This is a genomic window from Candidatus Eisenbacteria bacterium, from assembly GCA_005893275.1.
Classification (GTDB): Bacteria; Eisenbacteria; RBG-16-71-46; order SZUA-252; family SZUA-252; genus WS-7.
On record VBOW01000019.1, the window covers coordinates 18,059 to 38,427 of the forward strand.

Below are 20,369 nucleotides of genomic sequence, written 5' to 3' on the forward strand. Positions count from 1 at the left end.
AAGGCTCCTCGGTGGGGCTCGCGGGAGAGGGTCCTGCTCACGCCCGTGGGTGCGCCCGGGCGTAGGCCGCTTTGAGGCGGCGCCGGGTCACATGGGTGTAGATTTGGGTGGTCCCCAGATTCTGGTGCCCCAGAAGCTCCTGGACCGCGCGCAGGTTGGCTCCCCGGTCGAGGAGATGGGTCGCGAAGCTGTGGCGCAACGCATGCGGATGGGTCGCGGTGTTGGGGCCGAGCGCGCCCAGAAAGGCGCGGATGTCCCGCTCGAGCGTGCGGGGCGAGATCGCGCCGCCGCGGCGCCCTGGAATCAGATGCCGGGTGGGCGCGGGCGTGGCGCCCATCGCGACCCAGTATCGCGCGAGCGTATCCGCGGCCCTGGCCCCCACCGGAACCACCCTCTCCCTGCCTCCTTTCCCGAGCACCCGCGCGAGGCGCCTGCGGGCATCGAACCGGCTCCACGTGAGCCCGGTCAACTCGCTCAAGCGAAGGCCGGAGCCGTAGAGCCACTCGGCCGCGACCAGCGCCCGGAGCGCCCGCGTGTCGCGGTCTGAGACCGAAGCCGCCGCGCGGTCCATGAGCTCGTTCAAGGGAACCTCCGAAATCGCCGCCGGCAGGGGCTGGGGGGTGCTCACCCGCGGGAGCGCCCCGCGAAGGGCCGCGGTCGTCCTGCCGCGGCGCTCCAGGTAACGGAGGAAGGAGCGAAGCGCGGCCAGCGCGCGGCCGAGCGTGCGCGCCGATACGGGGCGGTTCTTGCGGCGGGCCTTCTCGAGCGAGCGCGCCGCGGCGAAGGCCGCGAGGAGCTCCGGAGTCAGATCCTCGGGGACCCTCGCGTCGCGCTTGAGTCGCGACCGCCCGAACGCGGCGAATCGGGTCAAGTCGTCGCGGTACGCGCGGAGCGTCCCCGCCGAGACCCTCCGCTGCTCCCGCAGATACTCGAGGAACTCAGCGATCCAGCGTTCCACTCACGGCCTCGGAAGCTTCGGCGTCGACGCGCGTCTTGCACTTCGGGCACTGGAGGTAGTCGCCTTTCGTCTTGGTGCGTTTCTGGACGAGGATCGGATAGCCGCACGAAGGACACGCCTGCTGGACGGGCCGATCCCAGATGCCGAACGTGCAGGTCGGGTACCGGCTGCAGCCGAAGAACGCCTTTCCCCTCCGTGTCCGGCGCTCGACCAGCTCGCCGGCACCGCACTCGGGACAAGGAACGCCGAGCCCGAGGGGACGCGTCCCCTTGCAGTCGGGGTAGCGCGAGCACGCGAGGAATTTGCCGAACCTCCCGGACCGGATTCGCATCGGGCTTTGGCACACGGGGCACGGCTGGGTCGGGGCCTCCGCTCCCTCCGACTCCTCCTCGACCGGCATGGTGGTCTTGCATTCGGGATAGCGCGGGCAGGCGAGGAAGGGACCGTTCCTTCCGTAACGCTTCACCATCTTGGATCCGCATTTCGGACACTCCCGGTCGGACTCCTCCGCGAGCGAGGCTTTGAGGCTCTCGCGCTGCGACTCGGCGACGGTGAGGTCCTTTCGGAACGGCGCGTAGAAATCGGCGACCACATGATCCCAGGCGTCCTTTCCCGTCTCCACCCGATCCAGCTCCTGCTCCATTCGCGCCGTGAATTCCACTTCGAACACGTCGCCGAACATCCGGTCCAGGAGCTTCCACACCGTCATGCCCAACTCGGTGGGGGTCAGTTTCCCTCGGTCGCGGAGCACGTAATCGCGCGTCAGGATGGTCCCCACGATCGTGGCGTAGGTGCTCGGCCGGCCGATTCCCTTCTCCTCGAGGGTCTTCACGAGGCTCGCCTCGGTGTAGCGCGGCGGCGGTTCGGTGAAGTGCTGTTCCGGATGGATCCCCAGCTGCTTCAAAACATCCCCTTCCTGCAATGAAGGAAGCTTGGCGGCCTCGGGTCCGGTCCCCTCGATCAAGGTGGCGTGATACGCGCGCGCAAAGCCGTCGAACTTGACGCGGCTCCCCGATGCGCGCAACAGATACTCCCCCGCCTTGATGTCGACCGTGGTAGTCAGCACGAGCGCCGGGTTCATCTGCGAGGCGACGAAGCGCTGCCAGATCAGCTCGTAAAGCCGATACTGGTCGGGCTCGAGGTGGCGTTTCATGGATGCTGGGGTTCTGGCGACGGAAGTCGGACGGATCGCCTCGTGCGCGTCCTGAGAGGTCTCGCGCGACCGGAAATGCCTCGCCTCGGCCGGCAGGTAGCTCGGGCCGAAGGTGGTCTGGATGAAATCGCGGACGTCGGCCAGCGCGTCGGGCGCCGTCCGCGTCGAGTCGGTCCGCATGTAGGTGATCAGACCCGTGGGCCCCTCCGTTCCGGCGTCGATACCCTCGTAGAGCTGCTGCGCGATCACCATCGTCTTCTGGGCGCTGAAGCGGAGCCTCTGGAAGGATTCCTGCTGCATCGTGCTCGTGATGAAGGGCGGAAGGGGATTTCGCCTCTTCTCCTGCGTGCGAACGCCCGTGACGCGGAACGACTCCTTCTCGAGCTCCGCGGCGGCGGCCTTGGCCTGAGCCTCGTTCTCGAGCGAGATTTTCTCGCCCGATTTTTTCTGCACCCGCGCGCGGAAGCGTTCGTCCTTCGCGGTGGCGAGATCCGCATCGAGGGTCCAGTACTCCCGGGGCACGAACGCGCGGACCTCCTCTTCCCGTTCGCAGATCAGCCTCAGAGCCACCGACTGGACCCGGCCGGCGGAGAGCCCGTAGCGGATGGTCTTCCAGAGGAACGGGCTTACCTGATATCCGACCAGGCGGTCGAGGACGCGCCGGGCCTGCTGCGCGTGCACCTTGTTCATATCGATCGAGCGGGGCGTCTCCAGCGCCTCCATGATCCCGCGCTTCGTGATCTCGTAAAACGCGAGCCTGCGAATCCTCTTGTCCGATCCGTTTCCGAGGGTCTCGGCCAGATGCCAGGCGATCGCCTCCCCCTCCCGGTCGGGGTCGGGCGCGAGGTAGATCGTGGCCGCCTGTCGGGCGCTCTGCTTCAGGTCTTTGAGTATTTTCGCTTTTCCCTTGATGAGAATGTAGGAAGGCTGAAAGCCGTTCTCGATATCCACGCCGAGCTTGCTCTTGGGGAGGTCTCGCACGTGCCCGTTCGAGGCGCGCACCTCGAACCCGGGCCCGAGATACTTCCCGATCGTCCTCGCCTTGGCGGGCGACTCGACGATCACGAGGCTCTTGCCGCGCGGTCCCTTGCCCCCGGGGGTCTCGCCCTTCGCGGCCGCGGCGGGGGCCGGCCCCGGGCGCGCGGAGCGGGCCGGCACCTTCGCGGACGCGGCGGCTGCCTTCGCCGCCGCGTCTCGCTTCTCGGGCTTCGCCCTGGATTTTGGCTTTGTCTTCCGCGTCGTCACGCTAGTGGGCCGTCGGGGGGAAGCCTGGATCCGACAGGAAGCCGTGCTCTTCGTCGAACCAGTGGATCAGCACCTCGGTCGCCAGCTCCTCCGCTTTGGCTTCGCTGTCGAGCGCGGGGCCCTCGTCTCGCGCCCGGGCCATGATCTCTTCGAACTGCTCGGGCGTCACACGCCCCGACTCGCTCAGCCGGAAGAAGTAGGTATAGGCGGGCGAGGAAAGCAGCGCCCGCTCGGGCCCGGTCGGCACGCGCACGTGCTTGCGCGGCACCTTCGCTTGGCCCGGGTAGTCCTCCCGCGAGTAGGGTTCCAACGCGCGGAAGATCATCTCGAACGCCAGGTTCACAACGTCGGCGTCATGGTGCCCCGAATCCAGGACCTGCGTGAGCTCGAGGAGGGCGTCCTCGTTCCCGTCCACGTAGGCCTTCAGCTGCTCCACGATGAGGACCATCATTTCCCGAACGTTGTCATCCATGGGCTCCCTCCTGGTCTATGCTCCGTGGCACTTCTTGTATTTCTTCCCGCTGCCGCACGGACAGGGATCGTTTCTTCCAACCTTGGGTTCCTGCGTCACCACCGGCGTCCGTCGGGGCGCACCCACGGACGCATCGGGCGCGGCCGCGCCTTTCGCGGGGGTGCCGAACGCGGAGACCGCGACGTGCGACTCGGATTGAGGCGTCGCGCGCACGCGGGGAAGCGACCGCGCCGACGCGGGGAGCGGGGCGCGATCGGTGCCACGCCCGGCTCCCCCGGCCGGAGCCCCGGGGGGAGCGGGCTCGCTCACGAGGCTCACGCGGAACAGCGTCCGCACCGCCTCCTCCCGAATCGAGCGCGTCAGCTCCTCGAACATCGAGAACGCCTCACGCTTGTACTCCACGAGCGGATCCCGCTGGCCGTACGCGCGCAGCCCGATCCCCTCGCGAAGATGATCCATCTCGCGAAGATGGTCCATCCAATGCTCGTCGATGACGTTCAGGAACACCTGCCGCTCCAGCTCGCGCATGATCGGCGGAGAGATCTCCTGCTCCTTCTCTTCATACGCGTCGCGGGCGGTTTGCCGCAGCGACTCTTCGACCTCCTCGGCGGAGGGATGTCCGTCGCCCGCGTCGGGCAGCTGGACCGTTCGAAGCACCAGCTGGCTCACCTCGTTCAGGAGTCGCTTCAGATCCTCCTCGTCCCACCGCTCGTTGGTCGGGAGATAGGACGCCACGCGCTCCGAGACGGTCTCCTCCATCATTTCGAGAATCGACTCCTTGAGATCGTTCTCTTCCAGCGCTCGGAGCCGTTGCGAATAGATCACGGTGCGCTGCTGGTTCATCACGTCGTCGTACTCGAGGAGGTGTTTCCGGATGTCGAAGTTGTGAGCCTCCACCCGCTTCTGCGCCCGGCCGATCGCGCGCGTCACGAGGCCGTGCTCGATCACCTCCCCTTCCTGAACCCCAAGCCGCTCCATGATGCCCGCGATGCGCTCCGATCCGAAGAGGCGCATCAGGTCGTCCTCGAGGGAGAGATAGAAACGGGAGGAACCCGGATCCCCCTGCCGCCCGGCGCGGCCGCGGAGCTGACGGTCGATGCGCCGGCTCTCGTGCCGCTCGGTTCCCAGAATGTGGAGCCCACACGGCAACGCTTCCTTGCAGTACGCGACGCTCCTCCAGACCCCGTGCATGAGCCGGCTGGTCGACCCCGCGAAGCAGGCCCGATCGCAGCGGATCACGCCCGGCTCGAGCTTGATGTCGGTCCCGCGGCCGGCCATGTTGGTCGCGATCGTGACGGCGCCCTTTCGTCCCGCCTGGGCGATGATCTCCGCTTCCTGCTGGTGGTACTTCGCGTTCAGGACGTGGTGCGGAATGCCCCGCCGCTTCAAGAGACGGCTCAACGTCTCGGACGCTTCCACGCTGATCGTGCCCACGAGGACCGGTACCTTGTTCGTGTGAAGATCGGCGATCTCCTCGACCAAGGCGTTGTACTTTTCTCGCCGGGTCTTGAAGATGACGTCGTCGGCGTCGACCCGGCGCACCGGCTGGTTCGTGGGAACCACCACGACATCCCGCTTGTACGTGTGCCAGAACTCCTGGGCCTCCGTTTCGGCCGTGCCGGTCATGCCGGCCAGCTTTTCGTAGAGCCGGAAATAGTTCTGGATCGTGATCGTCGCGAGCGTCTGGGTCTCCCCCTCCACGCGAACGCCTTCCTTGGCTTCGATCGCCTGGTGGAGCCCGTCGGAGTACCGGCGCCCCGGCATGAGCCGCCCGGTGAACTCGTCCACGATCAGGATCTTCCCCTCTTGAATGACGTATTCCACGTCCTTCTCGTACAGGGAGTACGCCCGCAGCAGCTGCAGGATGTTGTGGACGCGCTCGCTCCGCTCCCCGTGGACGCGCTCCAGATCGCGTTTCCTCGCGACCTTGTCCGCCGGGGCCAGGCTCTCGTCTTCATCGATGGCGCTGAGCTCGGTCGCGAGATCGGGGAGCAAGAAGAGGTTCCGATCGCGCTGCGAGAGAAGCTCCCTCCCCTTTTCCGAGAGATCGATCGAGTGGTTCTTCTCGTCGATCGAATAGAAAAGCTCCTCGTCCGCCTCCTGCATCCGCTTGTCGCGGATGAGCTCGAGCTCGACGCGCTGGATGAGGCGCTTCAACCCGGGCTCGTCGGAGACCAGCTTCGCGAAACGCTTGTTCTTCGGCGCGCCGCGCTTCACTTGCAGGAGCTTGAAACCAGCCTCCCACTCCTTCTCGGGGTCCTGCCGGATCGCCTCGGCGTCGGCCAGGATCCGATTCACGAGCTGCCCCTGCGTGCGGACGAGCCGCTCCACGTCGGGCTTCATCTCGTCGTACTTTTGGACACTGTGCTCCACCGGTCCCGAAATGATGAGCGGCGTGCGCGCCTCGTCGATGAGGACCGAGTCGACTTCGTCGATGATGGCGTAGTGGTGGCCCCGCTGGACGCGGTGGTCGCGATGGCGGGCCATGTTATCGCGCAGGTAGTCGAAGCCGAATTCGTTGTTCGTGCCGTAGGTGATGTCGCAGGCGTAGGCGGCCCGGCGCTCTGCGAAATCCATTCCGTTCTGGATGCACCCGACCGTCAGGCCCAGAGACTCGTAGATTTTTCCCATCCATTCGCTGTCGCGTCGGGCCAGGTAGTCGTTCACCGTGACGAGGTGGACCCCCTTCCCGCCGAGCGCATTCAAGTAGATGGGCATCGTCGCGACGAGCGTCTTGCCTTCGCCCGTCGCCATTTCGGCGATCTTTCCCTCGTGGAGCACGATGGCTCCGAGGAGCTGCACGTCGAAGGGCACCATGTCCCAGGTGATCGGGATACCGCAGACATCCCAGGTCTGCCCCACCAGACGGCGGCAGGTCTCCTTCACGACCGCGAACGCTTCCGGGAGGACCTCGTCCTCGGTCTCGCCGGCCTCGAGGCGGGCCCGGAAGTCCGCCGTCTTCGAGCGGAGCGCTTCATCCGGCAGGTCGCGCAGGCGCCCGAAGTGGTCGTTGATCTCCTCCACAAGCGGCCACATGCGCTTGACGTCGCGCTCGTGCTTGGTCCCGAAGACACGTGTAATCAGATTGAGAACCATTGGCTCCTTGTAGACGGCCGTACCCGGCCCGGTTCCCCGCCCCGGCCGGCGGGCTCCATGTGCGCCCCGCCAAGCCGAACAAACCCTCTCCCAACCGGATAGAGCGAAACCCCAGGAGCGCGAAGCTGCCGGGGTTTTAGGGACCTCTCGAATCTCGTAAGCTAGTGGTAAGACTGGACTAAGGCTCCCCCCGGGGCCACCCGTTTACACCTCTACCCGCGAACGCAGTCTATGAATCCGATGCCGGGCGTGTCAAGGCAGATTCGACCTGCTTACATGTAGAAGGGTCCGGGCCCACCCCGGGCGCTCAGCGAAGCAGAAGCTCCATGGCAAAGCCGGCCGAGAGGGGGATGCGGAAATTGTCGTCGAGCGGGATCGGGAGCAGCTCGAAAATGGTCGCGGTCAGCGCTCCGACCAGCCCGACATAGAACGGGATGCCGGGCATGAGGAGCGTCAAGCCATAGCAGACGGCGAAGCAGGAGAAGCTCCCTTCGAGGGTCTTGCCCCCCAGGAGGCTCGTCTTGCCGATCGACTTCCCGACGATGGCCGCCACCGTATCGCCCAGGATGAGGAATGCGAGGGCGAGCACCGCGACCGGCTTGTCGAAGAGATGAATCGTGAGGAGCACCGCGATCAGGAGGTACGTGGACCCCAGCAGCGAGGCCTCCTCGTGATTCCTGAGAAGCTCACCGAAGAAATGCCGAAAGACGATCCGGATTCTCGGGTTGTGGAGTCGAAACACCTCGATCGCGAGCGAGACGATCACCGAGGCCAGAAGCGCCCGCTCCCAGGTCCTCCCCCAGGACGCGGGGCTCACGTAATAGGCGATCGGAATGGAGAGCGAGGCGAGATGGATAGCTTTGCGCTTGAGCTCCGACGCTAGGAGCACGCCCGCTCCTCAGCGCGACGGCGCCGCTTCATAGACCGCCTCATAGCGCCGCATCGCGGCGTAGGTTTGCTTCACGTACTCCCGGGTCTCCCGGTAGGGAATCAGCTCCACCCACAGGTCGTCGATCCGCGGGCGCGCCGCGAGCCAGCGCCGCACCGCCTCTTCCCCTCCGTTGTACGCCGCAGACACGGGGCGAAGGTCGCCGAATTCGCGTGTAAGCTGGCGAAGATACATCGCGCCGAGCCGCACGTTCAGCCCGGGGTCGAGCAGCGAGTCCTCCGAGATCGCGCGCCCGGCGAGGCGGGACGCCGTCGGGACGATGAGCTGAAGCAATCCCAGCGCTCCCGCGCGCGAGCGGGCCGCGGGATTGTACCCGCTCTCCTGCCGCATGATGGTCCAGAGAAACGCCACGCTCAGGCTTTCCTCCTCGGCCGCCCCAAACACCGCCCCCGCGAACGCGGGCGGGAAGCGGAGCCTGAGATCGCGATCGATGTCCGCCTGCCCGACGCGATAAATGCCCTTCGCCTCCAGCGCGTCCACGCAGCCGTTCGCCCGAGCCTCGCTTTCCCCCATCGCGCAGGAGCGGAGCAGCTCGAGCGAGGGGTCGCGGAATCCGACGAGATCCAGAACCCGGGCGGACGGAGGCGGAGGGAGGACCGGTCGCGCGGCGTGCTTGGCGCGCGCATCGGGAACTCCTTGCGTCGGGTCCACCGGTAGCCCGGAGAGCTCGCGCGCGCGAACGCCTTCATAGGACCAGGGGTCCAGCTCCCACGCGCGCCGGAACGCGTCGGCGGCGCGGCTGGAATCCCCCGCCGCCGAGGCGACCCATCCGCGCCAGAACAGAACCCGCGCGTCCTCGGCGCCGGGCCCCGCGAGCGCGGAATCGGCCGCCGCGAGCGATTCCGCGCGGAGCCAGGCGATCGCTTCGTGCACCCGCACGGCCGCGGCGAGCGCCTGGGTGCGGGTCCGCGCCCGCGCCCAGCGGAGGATCAACGCCGCCTCGCGCGGCGTCTTCTGGTCCTCCCACTCGCGGGCGCGCTCCCAGGCCGCGGTCTCCCCGGTCGTGCCCGCGCTGTCCCAGGTCGCGGCGAGCACGAACGCGTTGTCGGCGGCGCGAAAGTCGTGGAGCGCACGGACCGAGCGGGCCAGGCCGAGCGCCAAATCCGCGCGCCCGCTCGACGGGGCGCCCCGGCGCGAGAGGAGCTCGCGGTACGCCGCGGCGGCCGCCTCGTACCGGCGCGCGCGATAGAGCAGAAACGCGCGGGCGGTCTCCCGCTCGGACGCGGCGGCGGCATCCGGGGGGGGCGCGCGGCGTCCTTCCATCACACGGAGCCCGAGCGGGGCTTCGCCCACGTCGGCGAGCGCCCGCACGAAGCTCATCCACTCGCGCTCGCCCAGCGCATCGAGAACCGCGCCTTGGGCCCATCCCGCCGCGCGCTTCGCCGCGGCGTAGCGGTCGGCGGTCGCGAGCTCTCCGCGCGTGGCGGCCGCGATGAGAGACCGTGCCGCGGTCGCCGTATCCCCGGTCGCCGCCGTGATCTCCGCGAGAAGGAGCGTCTCCTGATTCGTCCGCGACGGCTCCTTGGAGAGAATCGCTTTCGCGAGGAGCGACTCCCCCCCTCCCAGGAGGGCTCGCGCGAGGGTGTACCGTGCCCAAGCCCGCGCGCTGGCCGGACGCCCTTCCTTGAGCAGACGCCAACGGGCGGCCCGCGCTGCGCGCCGGGATCCGGCCGAGTCGGAGAGAGTGGCCGCGACGTAGAGCGCGGCCTCGTCCCCCGTGGAGGAGGGCTCCGAAAACGAGCCGCCGCGCGCATCGGGCGGCCAACCGAGCGATCGGAGCCCGGCCGCGGGGGATTCGAGCCTCCCCTTCGCGAGCCCGCGGAGGGATGCCAGGGATCGCTCTTCGGCGAGGGCCCCGCTCAGGAGACCGAGGGTTCGGGGCCATTCCCCGGCCTCGGCCAGATCCATCGCGACGGCGATCCATGCCTCCCTCTGGTTTCGCGGGACGTGGGCCGGCAAGGGGGTCGAGCGGAGGATGGAACGATAGCGTTCGGTCGCCAGGTCCCAGCGTCCCTGCGCATCGCGGAGCGCGGAAAGAGTTCCGCTCCAGCGCGCCCTCATCCACTCCGAACGGGCCGTCTCACGCGCGGCGCGGGCCGCGAGGATCTCGTGGGAGGACGCCGCGGATCGCGCCGGCCGCTTGGGTTGAGCGACCGCGGGAGGCAGGAACGCGAGCGGGGCGTGCAGGAGCACGGCAATCGCCGCACCCACCCACATCCCCCGCCCGACGTTCAAGCGCCGCTACCGGAGCAGCACGACGCGGAAGCTTTGGGTCTGGCCGAGCACGTCGACTTTGGCGAAGTAGATCCCCGACGACGCTAGCTCCCCTTGGTCGGTGCGCGCGTTCCACGTCGCCCGGAACTCGCCGGGGACGAGACCGTCGGGTGCCGAATCCAGCGTTCGGACGAGCCTTCCTGAGAGATCAAACACTTTGATTTGCGGAGTCAGCCCCGGATGCGGCAGCCCATCGGGCGCGCTGAATCGGAAGCTGATCGCCGATGTGAAGCCGTGGCTCGCGCGGAAGGGATTCGGGCCGCCCCGGAGCGAGAGGACGCTGCGTGCGGGCCCCCCGTCGACCCGCGGCCCCACGGAGACGTCGTCCACGTACCAACCTTCGTAGTAGCGCGCGAGCGCGCCCGTGCTGAACAGGAACGGCTGGTTCTGCTCGTTGCTCGAGAACCGGAAGCGAACCTGGACCGGGCCCGCGTACGCGGAGAGATCCGCGACGACGCGGCGCCAGGATTGTGGCGAGCCCGAAAACACATCCGCGCCCCGGAGCGAGGCGCCCGAATCGAACGCGATCTGGTGGCCGTAGCCCCCGTCCACCGGGATCGGCTCCCACGGCCCGCCCCGAGAGGAAATCTCCACGCGGCCGCCGTCCCACGCGATCGTGCCGCCGTTCGTCTCGGCGTCGATCCAGGAGTAGAAGGCGAGCTGCGAGCCCGGCGGCAGGTAGAACATCGGCGAGACCAGCGCCGCGTCTTCGAGATCGGCGTAGGTCTTGGCGTCGTTCGTGCCGCCCCCGGAGGGGTCGAGCGAGCTCCCCGCTTTCATGCTCGTGACGCCGCCATGGGCGCGCGTGGCGGAGAGATGCCATTCGTCGATCGCGGTGGGCGCGACCGGCCCCGAGGACCAGGACCCGATCCCCGACTCGAAGTCCGCCAAGAGCCCGGTGCCCATCCCCACGGTCAGCGTGAACGTCTCCGTCCCGGACGAAACGCCGTCGTTCCAGCCGAGCGTGAAGTCCACCGCGTGGGGCACCGGCGTGGAGGGCGCCACCGAGAACACGAAGGGCGTCGCGGTGGCGACCGTGCCGCCGGATGCCGTCGCCGGCGCGCTCGAGCCCCCGTCGATCATCGTGATGCTCCCGTCCAACGTGCTCAAGGTCAAGGTGAGCGCGGCGGATCCCGTGCCGGCGTTATGGAGCGTCACCAGCAGCGAGTCGGTCTCTCCCCCATCGAGGATGCCGTTGCCGTTTCCGGATCCACCGTCACGCACCGTGAGGCCGCTCACGAGAAGGTACGGGCTCAGCGACACCGAGAGATCGAAGGAGGCGGTGTCGGCGTTGTCGGGGGATGCCCCGGCGATGTTGGTCATCCTGATCCCCGTGTCCGCGTTCGAGTAATCGCGCGTGCTCGGCGTCGTGCTCTGGGTCCAGGAGCGCACCGAGAGACTTCCCGGGAAAAAGTCGTTGCTGTCCCCGAAGTCCAGCGGCGACGACGACTCGAGCTCCTTCAAGCCGTCTGCCTGCACGACCGCGACCCGGTAGTGCGGGCCGGGAGGATCCGAGCAGGAGACGTTGTCGCAGTCGAGACAGTTGTCGATCAGGGTGTCGTCAACGTGATAGATCAAGAGACCCTCGCCCGGAAGAAACTCGTCCGAGCCCTCGTGGATTCGGTTCTCGACGAGGAAGTACTCGGTGCCGGGCTGCCCGTCCTTCCAGAGCTTGAGAACGCCCCCTCCCCTCGAGAGGGGGGGCAGCCGGTAGGACCCGGATTGGGCGATCACCGTCGGCTGCTCGAATCCCAGGAACTGCCGGGACCATGGATCCAGATTCCCCGGGCGAGTGCCCTGCGCGGTCGCGGGATTGAGCGGCAGATAGTTTCCGAGCGCCATCAGCGAATAGACGCCGAGACCGGTTCCGACCCCTCTCCCACAGGCGCTGAACTCGTAGAGGTCGGCGAGGCCCAGGGTGTGGCCGAACTCATGGCAGTAGGTCCCGTTCGCGTTGTCGCCCGGCCCGTAGTTGTACTCGCCGTTCATCGTGTAGAGGAAGCCGCGCACCCCGCCGAGGAGAATCCCCGGCAGGCAGTTGGGGCTGCTCGGCGGCGGGCAAGTCTGGTAGACGGCGATCCCCGCCTCGTGGGACCAGAGCAGGTTGTCTTCCTGCGCGATCGGCGCGACCTCCGCGCCCTGGCCGGGGTGGATCACGATGACCGCGTCGACGTAGCCGTCGTCGTCCCCGCTCGAGGGAATCCCGTCGGGGCCGTCGTTGTCGAAGAAGCTCAAGTTCTGGCCGAAAGAAGAATACGCGGCCGACATGGCGTCCTCGGCGAGCCGCTGGCCGCTGCGCGGATAGGCGCTGAAGTCGAGACCCGAGGTCCCGTTCACGTAGTAGGCGTAGGAGTGGGGCATCGTGAGCCAGTCCGAGGTGACGCGCCCGGAGACGATGAGCCTGCCGTGCGAGTTGATTCGGTAGTACTCGCGCAAGCTGATGATCCCGTCGTTCGGGTCATCGCTGAAGAAGAGACGGTTGTAGTAGCCGGGCGTCGACTTCGCGCCGTGATGGACCGCGGGGCCGAAGGGATCCGCGTCGAAATCGCAGAGCACGACGAGGATGTTCCTGTGCGCGACGCCCTCGCGCGGATACTTGGCGAGGTTGAGCGCGAACTGGGGGTACACCCGGTCGACGCCCCACGCCCGGCTCATCTGGTAGCGCTCGGCATGCTGCGAGAGGAGCGGTTCCTGCGATGTTCCGCGCGCGGCCGCGACCACGCGGGGGGAGATCGCGGCCGCCCGCGCCTCCCGCGGCGTCGCCGTGGCAAGCACGGTCGCGGCGACCGCCGCGCAGAGGAGCGCGAGGCGCCCGAAGCGCGCCGAGCGCTGCATGCCCCGCGCGGGCAAACCGGAGTCCGATCGTTTCACGGCAACCTCCCGGAGTTGGGTCGGCATGGGCTCACTCCCACTCAATCGTCGCGGGAGGCTTGCTGCTGATATCGTAGACGACGCGATTGACGCCCGGGACCTCGTTCACGATCCGGGACGAGACACGGGCCAGGAAGGTGTCCGGGAGCCGCGCCCAGTCCGCCGTCATGCCGTCGCTCGAGGTGACCGCCCGGAGCGCCACGACCTGTTCGTAGGTTCTCCCGTCCCCCATCACCCCGACCGTGCGAACGGGAAGGAGTACCGCAAGTGCTTGCCAAACTTTGTCATAGAGCTCCGCCCTTCGGAGCTCGGTCACGAATATATCGTCGGCGAGGGCCAGCGTCTTGACCGCTTCGGGGGTCACCGAACCCAGGATCCGTACCGCGAGCCCCGGCCCGGGAAACGGGTGCCGCTGGATGACCGGCGCCGGGAGGCCCAGCAGCCTTCCGAGCTCCCGGACTTCGTCTTTGAATAATTCCCGGAGAGGCTCCACAAGTTCCATCTTCATGTGCTCGGGAAGCCCCCCCACGTTGTGGTGAGATTTGATCTTCGCGGAGGGTCCGCGGGTGGAGGTGCTCTCGATCACGTCCGGATAGAGCGTGCCCTGCGCCAGAAGCTCGGCCCCTCCGGTCCTGTGCGCCGTTTCGTCGAACACCTCGATGAATTGGGATCCGATGATTTTTCGCTTCTGTTCGGGATCCTCGACCCCGCGCAGCGCCGAAAAGAATCGCTCCCGCGCGTCCACCGTCACGAGGTCACGATCCAAGAGCTCCCCCATGGCGCGTGAGACCTGCTCCGCCTCGCCGAGGCGCAAGAGCCCGTGGTCGACGAACACCGCGAGCACCTGACCCGGGACCGCGCGGTGAAGAAGCGCCGCGACCACGGAGGAGTCGACGCCGCCGCTCAGGGCGCAGAGGACGCGGCGCTTTCCGACCTGCGCGCGAATCCTCCCGGTCAGCTCGCTCAAGACCTGCCCCATCGTCCAGTCGCCGGAAAAGCCGCACACGTCGAACAGGAAGTTCTTGAGAATGCGGGCGCCCTGCGTCGAATGCGCGACCTCCGGATGAAACATGACCGCGTAGACGCCGCGCCCCGGATCCTCGACCGCGGCGACGTCGACCGATTCGGTGCGCGCGAGGCGCGTGAACCCCTGGGGCATGCTTTCCACGACGTCGCCGTGGCTCGCCCAGACGCGGCTCGTCCGGTCCACCCCCGCGAGGAGCCGCCCCTCGCGCTCGACCGCGAGCGTCGCCTCTCCGTACTCGCGTCGCGAGCTCGGTCTCACCCGGCCGCCCAGGTCGCGCGCCAAGAGCTGCATTCCATAGCAGATTCCGAGCACGGGGATGCCGAGCGTGAGGATCGCGGGGTCGAGACCGGGCGCGCCCTCGTCTAGAACGCTCGAGGGGCCGCCCGAGAGCACGACCCCCTTGGGACGACGCCCCTCGATCTCGGCACGGGTGAGGCGCGGCCCCACGATCTCGGCGTAGACGCCCAACTCGCGCGCCCGCCGGGCGATGAGCTGGGTGAACTGGGATCCGTAGTCGAGGATGAGGAGCAGCTCGTGGCTCAATGGAGGAAGCATCGTTCCCCCGTTAGAAGCATGGCGACCCCGCGCGATTCCGCCGCAGCGATCGATTCTTCGTCGCGAACCGACCCGCCGGGCTGCGCGATGGCCGTGATTCCCGCCTGGGCGGCCATCTCGACCGAGTCGGGAAACGGAAAAAACGCATCCGAGCAGAGCACCGCCCCCCGGACGTCGTGCCCCGAGCGCTCCGCTTTGAAGAGCGCGAGCCGCACCGCGTCCACCCGCGACGATTGTCCCGCCCCGATTCCAAGCGTGCGTCCTTCCCGCGCGATCACGATCGCGTTCGAAACGACGTGCCGCGTAACGCGCCACGCGAATCTGAGGTCGCGCTCCTCGGCTTCCGTCGGCCGTTTCGCGGTGACCGCCATCCAGCTCTGGAGCTGTGGGGGTCCCGGCGCGGTCTCCGCGAGCAGTCCGCCGAGGACGCTGCGGGTCGCGAGCGCGTCGGCCGCGCCGCGGAGAAGATCAGGCACCTCGAGCACCATCAGATTCTTGCGCAGCTTCTCCAGACGCTCCCCCGGAACGGAAATCGTGGGGGCCAGCACGACCTCCAGAAAGAGGTTCCCGATCGCGTCGAGCGCCGCGGCGTCGAGCGGGCGGTTCAGCCCGAGGATGCCGCCGAACGCCGAGAGCGAATCGGAGGCGAGCGCGAGCCCGAGCGCCTCGGCGATCGTGGGGGCGACGGCCGCGCCCGCGGGATTCCGGTGCTTCACCACGACCGCCGCCGGCTCTTCGAACTCATGGAGGAGCAGGAGCGCGGACTCCACATCGAGAACATTATTGTAGGAGAGCGTTTTTCCTCGCAGCTGGGTCAGCGCCTCGATTCGCCCTCCCTCTTCCGGCGCATAGATCGCGCCCTCCTGCCCCGGGTTCTCCCCGTAGCGGAGCTTCTGCAGCAGGCGGTACCGTCGCTCGATCCGCTCCGGAACGCTTCGGGGACCGGCCGCGAGCGCGGTGACGCCTCCCGAGGATGGCGCGGCCCCGGAACCGCCCGCCGAGGCGGAGGCGAGGTAGCGGGCGATCGCCGCGTCGTACGCGGAGGTCCGCTCGAACGCGCGCCGCGCGAAGGCACGGGCCAGGGTCGCCGGAATCGCGCCCCGGCCGCGGTCCAAAGCCTGGAGCACGTCCGCGTACTGGTCCGGGCCCACGACCACGAGCACATGAGCATGGTTCTTGGCCGCGGCCCGGATCAAGGCGGGCCCTCCGATGTCGATCTGCTCGAGGGCCTCCGCATCGGGAACCCCGGCGCGCCCCACGGTTGCTTCGAAGGGATAGAGATTCACCACGACCATTTCGATCGAAACGATGCCGTGTCGATGGCGCTCGTCCTCGTCGGCCGCGAGGCCCCGCCGATAGAGAATCCCGCCGTGGACGGCGGGATGGAGGGTTTTCACGCGTCCGCCGAACAGCTCCGGGTATCCCGTAATCTCGGAGACGTCGCGCACGGAGACGCCCGCGTCCTTGAGCGCGGCCGCGGTGCCACCCGTCGAGACGATCTTGACGCCGTGGCGCGCGAGCCCGTTCGCGAATTCCACCAGGCCGGTCTTGTCCGAGACGGATAGGAGCGCGCGCCCGATCCGGATTTCATTCACCGGTCGCGCGGGCTCCCTACGATCGTGGCGAGCGCTTCCTCGTATCGCCGGCTCGTCTTCTCGATGACTTCTTCCGGAAGGCGCGGCGGCGGCGGATTCCGATCCCAGCGGATCGAGTCGAGATAGTCGCGGATCCCTTGCTTGTCGAAGCTGTCCTGAGCCACTCCTTCGCGGTACCCGGCGGCCGGCCAATACCGCGAGGAATCCGGGGAGAGCGCTTCGTCGATCCAGAGGGCTTCCCCTTCGCGCTCTCCGAACTCGAATTTGGTGTCGGCCAGGATGAACCCGCGCTGGAGCGCGTATGCGGAGGCGGCGCGGTAGATCGCGAGGCTCGTCTCCCGGAGCTTCTCGGCCACCGAAGCGCCGACGATTGAGGCCATCCGTTCGAACGTGATGTTCTCATCGTGCCCCTCGCTCGCCTTGGTGGCGGGAGTGAAGATCGGCTCGGGCAGCTTGGAGGAGAGCTTGAGCCCCGGCGGGAGCTTGACGCCGCAGACTTCGCCGGTCGCCTGGTACTCCTTCCATCCCGAGCCGGCGAGATAGCCGCGCACGACGCATTCGACATCGTATCGCTTCGCCCGCCGGACCAGCATCGACCGTCCCTCGAGGAGCGCTCCGTGCTTCGAGAAGGGCTCCGGGAAGGAAGCCACGTCGGTCGTGAGGTAATGGCTCGGGGCCAGGTCGCGGAGCTTCTCGAACCAGAAGCGGGAAATCTGCGTGAGAACACGCCCCTTGCCAGGAATCCCCTCGCCCAGGACGACGTCGTAGGCCGAGACCCGGTCGGTGGCCACGATAAGAAGCGTCTCCCCCAGGTCGTAGATGTCGCGGACCTTCCCGGAGTAGTCGGGCTTCCGTCCCGGGATCGCTATCTGCTGGAGCGCGCGCTCCACCGCTTTCATGTCATTTCCTCCGCTCGGCGCCGGCCGGCACACGCGGCGCCGGGCGCTCGGGATCGATCGTGACCCGGCGGCCCTCGCGGCGGACCGCCCCGCGCTGGATCAATCGGATGGCCTCGACGTACAGGCGATGCTCGAGGGGAAGCAGCCGATCCGAGAGGCTCTTCTCCGTGTCGCCGGGCAGCACGTCCAAGGGCACCTGAAGCAGAATCGGCCCGGTGTCGATGCCCGAGTCCACGAAATGGACGGTCGCCCCGGTCACCCGAACGCCGGCCTCGATGGCTTGCCGCTGGGCGTTGAGACCGCGGAACGCGGGAAGCAGCGCCGGGTGCACGTTCAGAACCGGCGCGGGGACACGATCGAGAAACTCCGCGCCGAGCAGGCGCAAGAAGCCACAAAGCGCGATCAACTCGGCTCGATCCTCGCGGACGGTCTGGAGGAGCATCCGCTCCGCTTCCGGATCCAGGCGGGCGCCCTTCGTCACCGGCGCGAGGACCAGGGTCGCCACGCCCAGGGCCCGGGCCTCTTCGAGCGCCGCGGCGTCGGGGCGGTCGCTCACGACGCGAACCACTTCTCCCGAGATCCGGCCGTCGCGCGTGGCCTCGATCAGGTTGACCGCGTGGGTCCCCCGTCCCGAAGCCAGAACAAGCAGCCGCAGCGACTTCACCCACCCACGTATACCATCGGGGGCGGGCCTTCTCAAGGGGATTGTCCCGAAGGGGTTACCGCGGGAGCGCGTCCCAACGCACCAGCTCGGGCGCGGGATGCGCCCGCGTCGACACCCAGGCGCCTTGCGGAGCGAAGGTGAGGCGGATCGCACCCTCCCGATCGGTACGAAGGACCCGCGCCCCGCGAAGCAGGTAGCGGCCCACGGTGGAGCGGTCCGGGTGGCCGAAGCGGTTTCCTTCGCCGCAGGAGATGAGGGCGATTCGAGGGCGCGTGGCCGCGATCCAGGCCGAGTCGCTCGAGGTCCTGCTTCCATGGTGCGGCACCTTCATCACGTGACAGAGGATCCGTTGGCGAAGAAGCGCAGCCTCGGCTTCCCGCTCGACGTCCCCGGCGAGGCAAGTTACCGCGCCCCCCATGCTGAGAAAGGAGACCAGCGACCGGTTGTTTTCCTCAGCGTTCGCCGAGCGCGCGGCGGGGAGCCCGCGGTCCCCCCCGAGAATCCGAAGCCTCGATCCGTTTCCCAGGGCGAGGCTCGTATCGGCCCGGATGGGGACGGGCGCCGCCCGGGAGCGCGCGAGCCCGGACCGGATCGCCCCCCGCCACGCGCCGGCGGGGTCGCGTCCATTCTCGAAGAGCAGGCGTAGATATCCGCGCCCCGCGAGCCACGCGAGCCCGCCGTAGTGGTCGCGATGCGCGTGCGTGAGAAGAGCGACGTCGACGCGCGTGATTCCTTCTGCCCGGAGCGCCGGCTCCACCGCGAAGCGCCCCTCGTCGCGCGACCCGGTCGAAGGACCGGCGTCGACCAGGATCGAAGCGCCGGCCGCATGCGCCACCACCGCGTCGCCCTGGCCGACATCGAGCATGAGCAGCCATGAGGAGCGCTCCCCGATCCGGGGATAGGGCGCGAAGGGAGCGGCCCACGCAAGAACGAGGGCGGCCAGGGCGCACCATCGCGCCGTTCTTCGATCGCGGGGCCGCCGCCCGATTCGCGCGTGCTCCCACGCGGCCGCGGCCACGAGGAGCGCTCCGAGGGTCGCCGCGATCGCCGCGGCCGGAGGAAGGGCGCGCGTCGGGAGGGGCGGGATCACCGCGGCGACGCGCGCCGTGAGCCAGAGCATGAGGAGGCCGGAGACCTCGACCGCCCCTGCCGCGGCCCGCCCGAGACCCGGGAACAAGAACGCGCCTCCGAGGTGCACGAGGAGCGCGGCCATGAAAGCGCCGCAGAGCGGAATCACCGCCACATTGAGAGCCAGCCCCGCGACCGGCACCGCCCCGAATTGCAGCGCCTGGATCCCGAGCGTCCCCGCTTCGGCGAAGGCGCTCTGCTGCGCGAGCGAGAGAAGCCCTCGCGCCGCGCCCCGCAGGCGCGCGAAACGTCCGCGGGCGCCGGGAGCCTCCGGAATGGGAAGACGCAACCCGCCGGAGGCCGCGAGCCCCAGGACGGCGGCGAAGGAGAGCTGGAAGCCCGGATCCGCGAGCGCTCCCGGATCGCCGAGATGAAGCAGGAGCCCCGCCAGTCCCCACGCCGCGAAGGGCCGGACCGCCGAGCCGCGCACCCGCCCGGCCCTCATCGCGGTCCAGAGGATCGCGGAGCGGACCGCGGATGCGGGCGCACCGACGAGGAGCACATAGCCCCAGAGCGAGACGAGCTCGATCCAAAGCGCGGGCCCGGGAGGGAGCCTCAGCGCGACCGCGACCATGGCCACGATGCCGGCGAGGACGCAGACGTGCAGCCCCGAGATGGAGAGGATATGGATCGTTCCTCCGTCGCGGAAGGCATCGCGGATCGAGGGAGCGATTCCCGAGCGATCTCCGAGCGCCATCCCTCGCGCGAGCGCCGCGACCGGGGGGCAGAGATCGCGCGAGAAGAGCCTCGCCAGCCGGTGGCGCAGGAGCCCGCCCCAGGGAATGCCCGGATCGGGCGGCCCCGCGAGCACGCTCACGGTCGCGGGGTCGACGTCCACCACGCCCGCAATGCGGAGCCGCTCGAGCCACCGCCCCGGCGAGGTGCATCCCGGATTGCGCGCGTCCTCCGGCGGACGATACCTTCCCTCGAGGCGCACCCAGAGGCCCGGCGTCGCCCACCCGGGGGGGAGCCCGTCCTCGCTCCACCGGAGGAGAAGAGCGGACCGGCACGGCGAGGATGCGCGCCCGACCCGCGCACGGGTCGCCTCGAGCACGAGGGCCGGCTGCGCGGCGTCGGCCGCGACGGAGTCGAGCACACGCCCCTCGACCTCGATCGGAATGGCGCGGGGATGGACCGGAAGCGGGGCGGAGGCGAGGTCGGCCTCGGCGGCGAGCGCTCCGCCGGCGGTCAGGAGCGCCGCGATCCCGGCCGCGGCCTCGAGGCGCCGGAGCCACACCTCCGCGGGGACCCGCGCGCGGTATCGGCTCCCGGCACAACCGGCGCCGATCGAGAGCGCGGCGAGACCGAGCGCCCCCGCGCGCAGCGGGTCTTCGAGGGCGGCGGGAATCGGAGCGCCCGCGGTGAACGCGTGCCCGAGCAGGAGACAGAGCCAAAGCGAAACCGGCGCGGGAACGCTGAGGAACGGCAGAATCGGCCGCATGCAGGCACCGTCCCCGGGGAGGGTGAAGCGCGCGCGGCAGGA

Annotated in this window: 12 protein-coding genes; all 12 read right to left on the reverse strand. The window is 68.8% G+C overall.

What is annotated here, in order from left to right:
* Positions 1-37: 37 nt before the first annotated feature.
* The gene (locus E6K76_03535) at positions 38-958 is read right to left on the reverse strand and encodes a tyrosine recombinase XerC (protein TMQ59789.1); all 921 of its coding nucleotides are present in this window, start codon (positions 956-958) and stop codon (positions 38-40) included.
* A complete protein-coding gene (gene topA / locus E6K76_03540; GenBank protein TMQ59790.1) occupies positions 939-3,356 on the reverse strand; it encodes a type I DNA topoisomerase in 2,418 nt (805 codons plus the stop codon). The genes E6K76_03535 and topA overlap by 20 nt, the downstream gene beginning before the upstream one ends.
* Before the next feature lies 1 nt (position 3,357).
* Positions 3,358-3,828, reverse strand: coding sequence for a hypothetical protein (locus tag E6K76_03545; GenBank protein ID TMQ59791.1), 471 nt, complete (start codon positions 3,826-3,828; stop codon positions 3,358-3,360).
* Positions 3,829-3,843: 15 nt separating this feature from the next.
* Positions 3,844-6,924 carry a preprotein translocase subunit SecA gene (gene secA / locus E6K76_03550; protein ID TMQ59792.1) on the reverse strand — a complete coding sequence of 1,027 codons (3,081 nt, stop codon included), beginning with the start codon at positions 6,922-6,924 and terminating at the stop codon, positions 3,844-3,846.
* A 307-nt stretch (positions 6,925-7,231) separates the two neighbouring features.
* Positions 7,232-7,813, reverse strand: coding sequence for a phosphatidate cytidylyltransferase (locus E6K76_03555; GenBank protein ID TMQ59793.1), 582 nt, complete (start codon positions 7,811-7,813; stop codon positions 7,232-7,234).
* Between the two features lie 9 nt (positions 7,814-7,822).
* Positions 7,823-10,084 (reverse strand): lytic transglycosylase domain-containing protein, encoded by a 2,262-nt coding sequence (locus E6K76_03560; GenBank protein ID TMQ59794.1) that lies wholly within the window; start codon positions 10,082-10,084, stop codon positions 7,823-7,825.
* 30 nt (positions 10,085-10,114) lie between these two features.
* Entirely contained in the window at positions 10,115-13,045 is a 2,931-nt protein-coding gene (locus E6K76_03565) for a M6 family metalloprotease domain-containing protein (protein ID TMQ59795.1), read from the reverse strand.
* A 4-nt stretch (positions 13,046-13,049) separates the two neighbouring features.
* On the reverse strand, positions 13,050-14,600 hold the full coding sequence (guaA, locus tag E6K76_03570; GenBank protein TMQ59796.1) for a glutamine-hydrolyzing GMP synthase: 1,551 nt from the start codon (positions 14,598-14,600) through the stop codon (positions 13,050-13,052).
* A complete protein-coding gene (gene purH / locus E6K76_03575) occupies positions 14,585-16,195 on the reverse strand; it encodes a bifunctional phosphoribosylaminoimidazolecarboxamide formyltransferase/IMP cyclohydrolase (protein ID TMQ59797.1) in 1,611 nt (536 codons plus the stop codon). Before purH ends, guaA begins: the two co-directional genes overlap by 16 nt.
* The gene (locus E6K76_03580; GenBank protein TMQ59798.1) at positions 16,192-17,094 is read right to left on the reverse strand and encodes a phosphoribosylaminoimidazolesuccinocarboxamide synthase; all 903 of its coding nucleotides are present in this window, start codon (positions 17,092-17,094) and stop codon (positions 16,192-16,194) included. The genes purH and E6K76_03580 overlap by 4 nt, the downstream gene beginning before the upstream one ends.
* Before the next feature lies 1 nt (position 17,095).
* Positions 17,096-17,749 carry a phosphoribosylglycinamide formyltransferase gene (locus tag E6K76_03585; protein ID TMQ59840.1) on the reverse strand — a complete coding sequence of 218 codons (654 nt, stop codon included), beginning with the start codon at positions 17,747-17,749 and terminating at the stop codon, positions 17,096-17,098.
* Between the two features lie 64 nt (positions 17,750-17,813).
* Positions 17,814-20,327 (reverse strand): DUF4131 domain-containing protein, encoded by a 2,514-nt coding sequence (locus tag E6K76_03590; GenBank protein ID TMQ59799.1) that lies wholly within the window; start codon positions 20,325-20,327, stop codon positions 17,814-17,816.
* Positions 20,328-20,369: the final 42 nt, after the last annotated feature.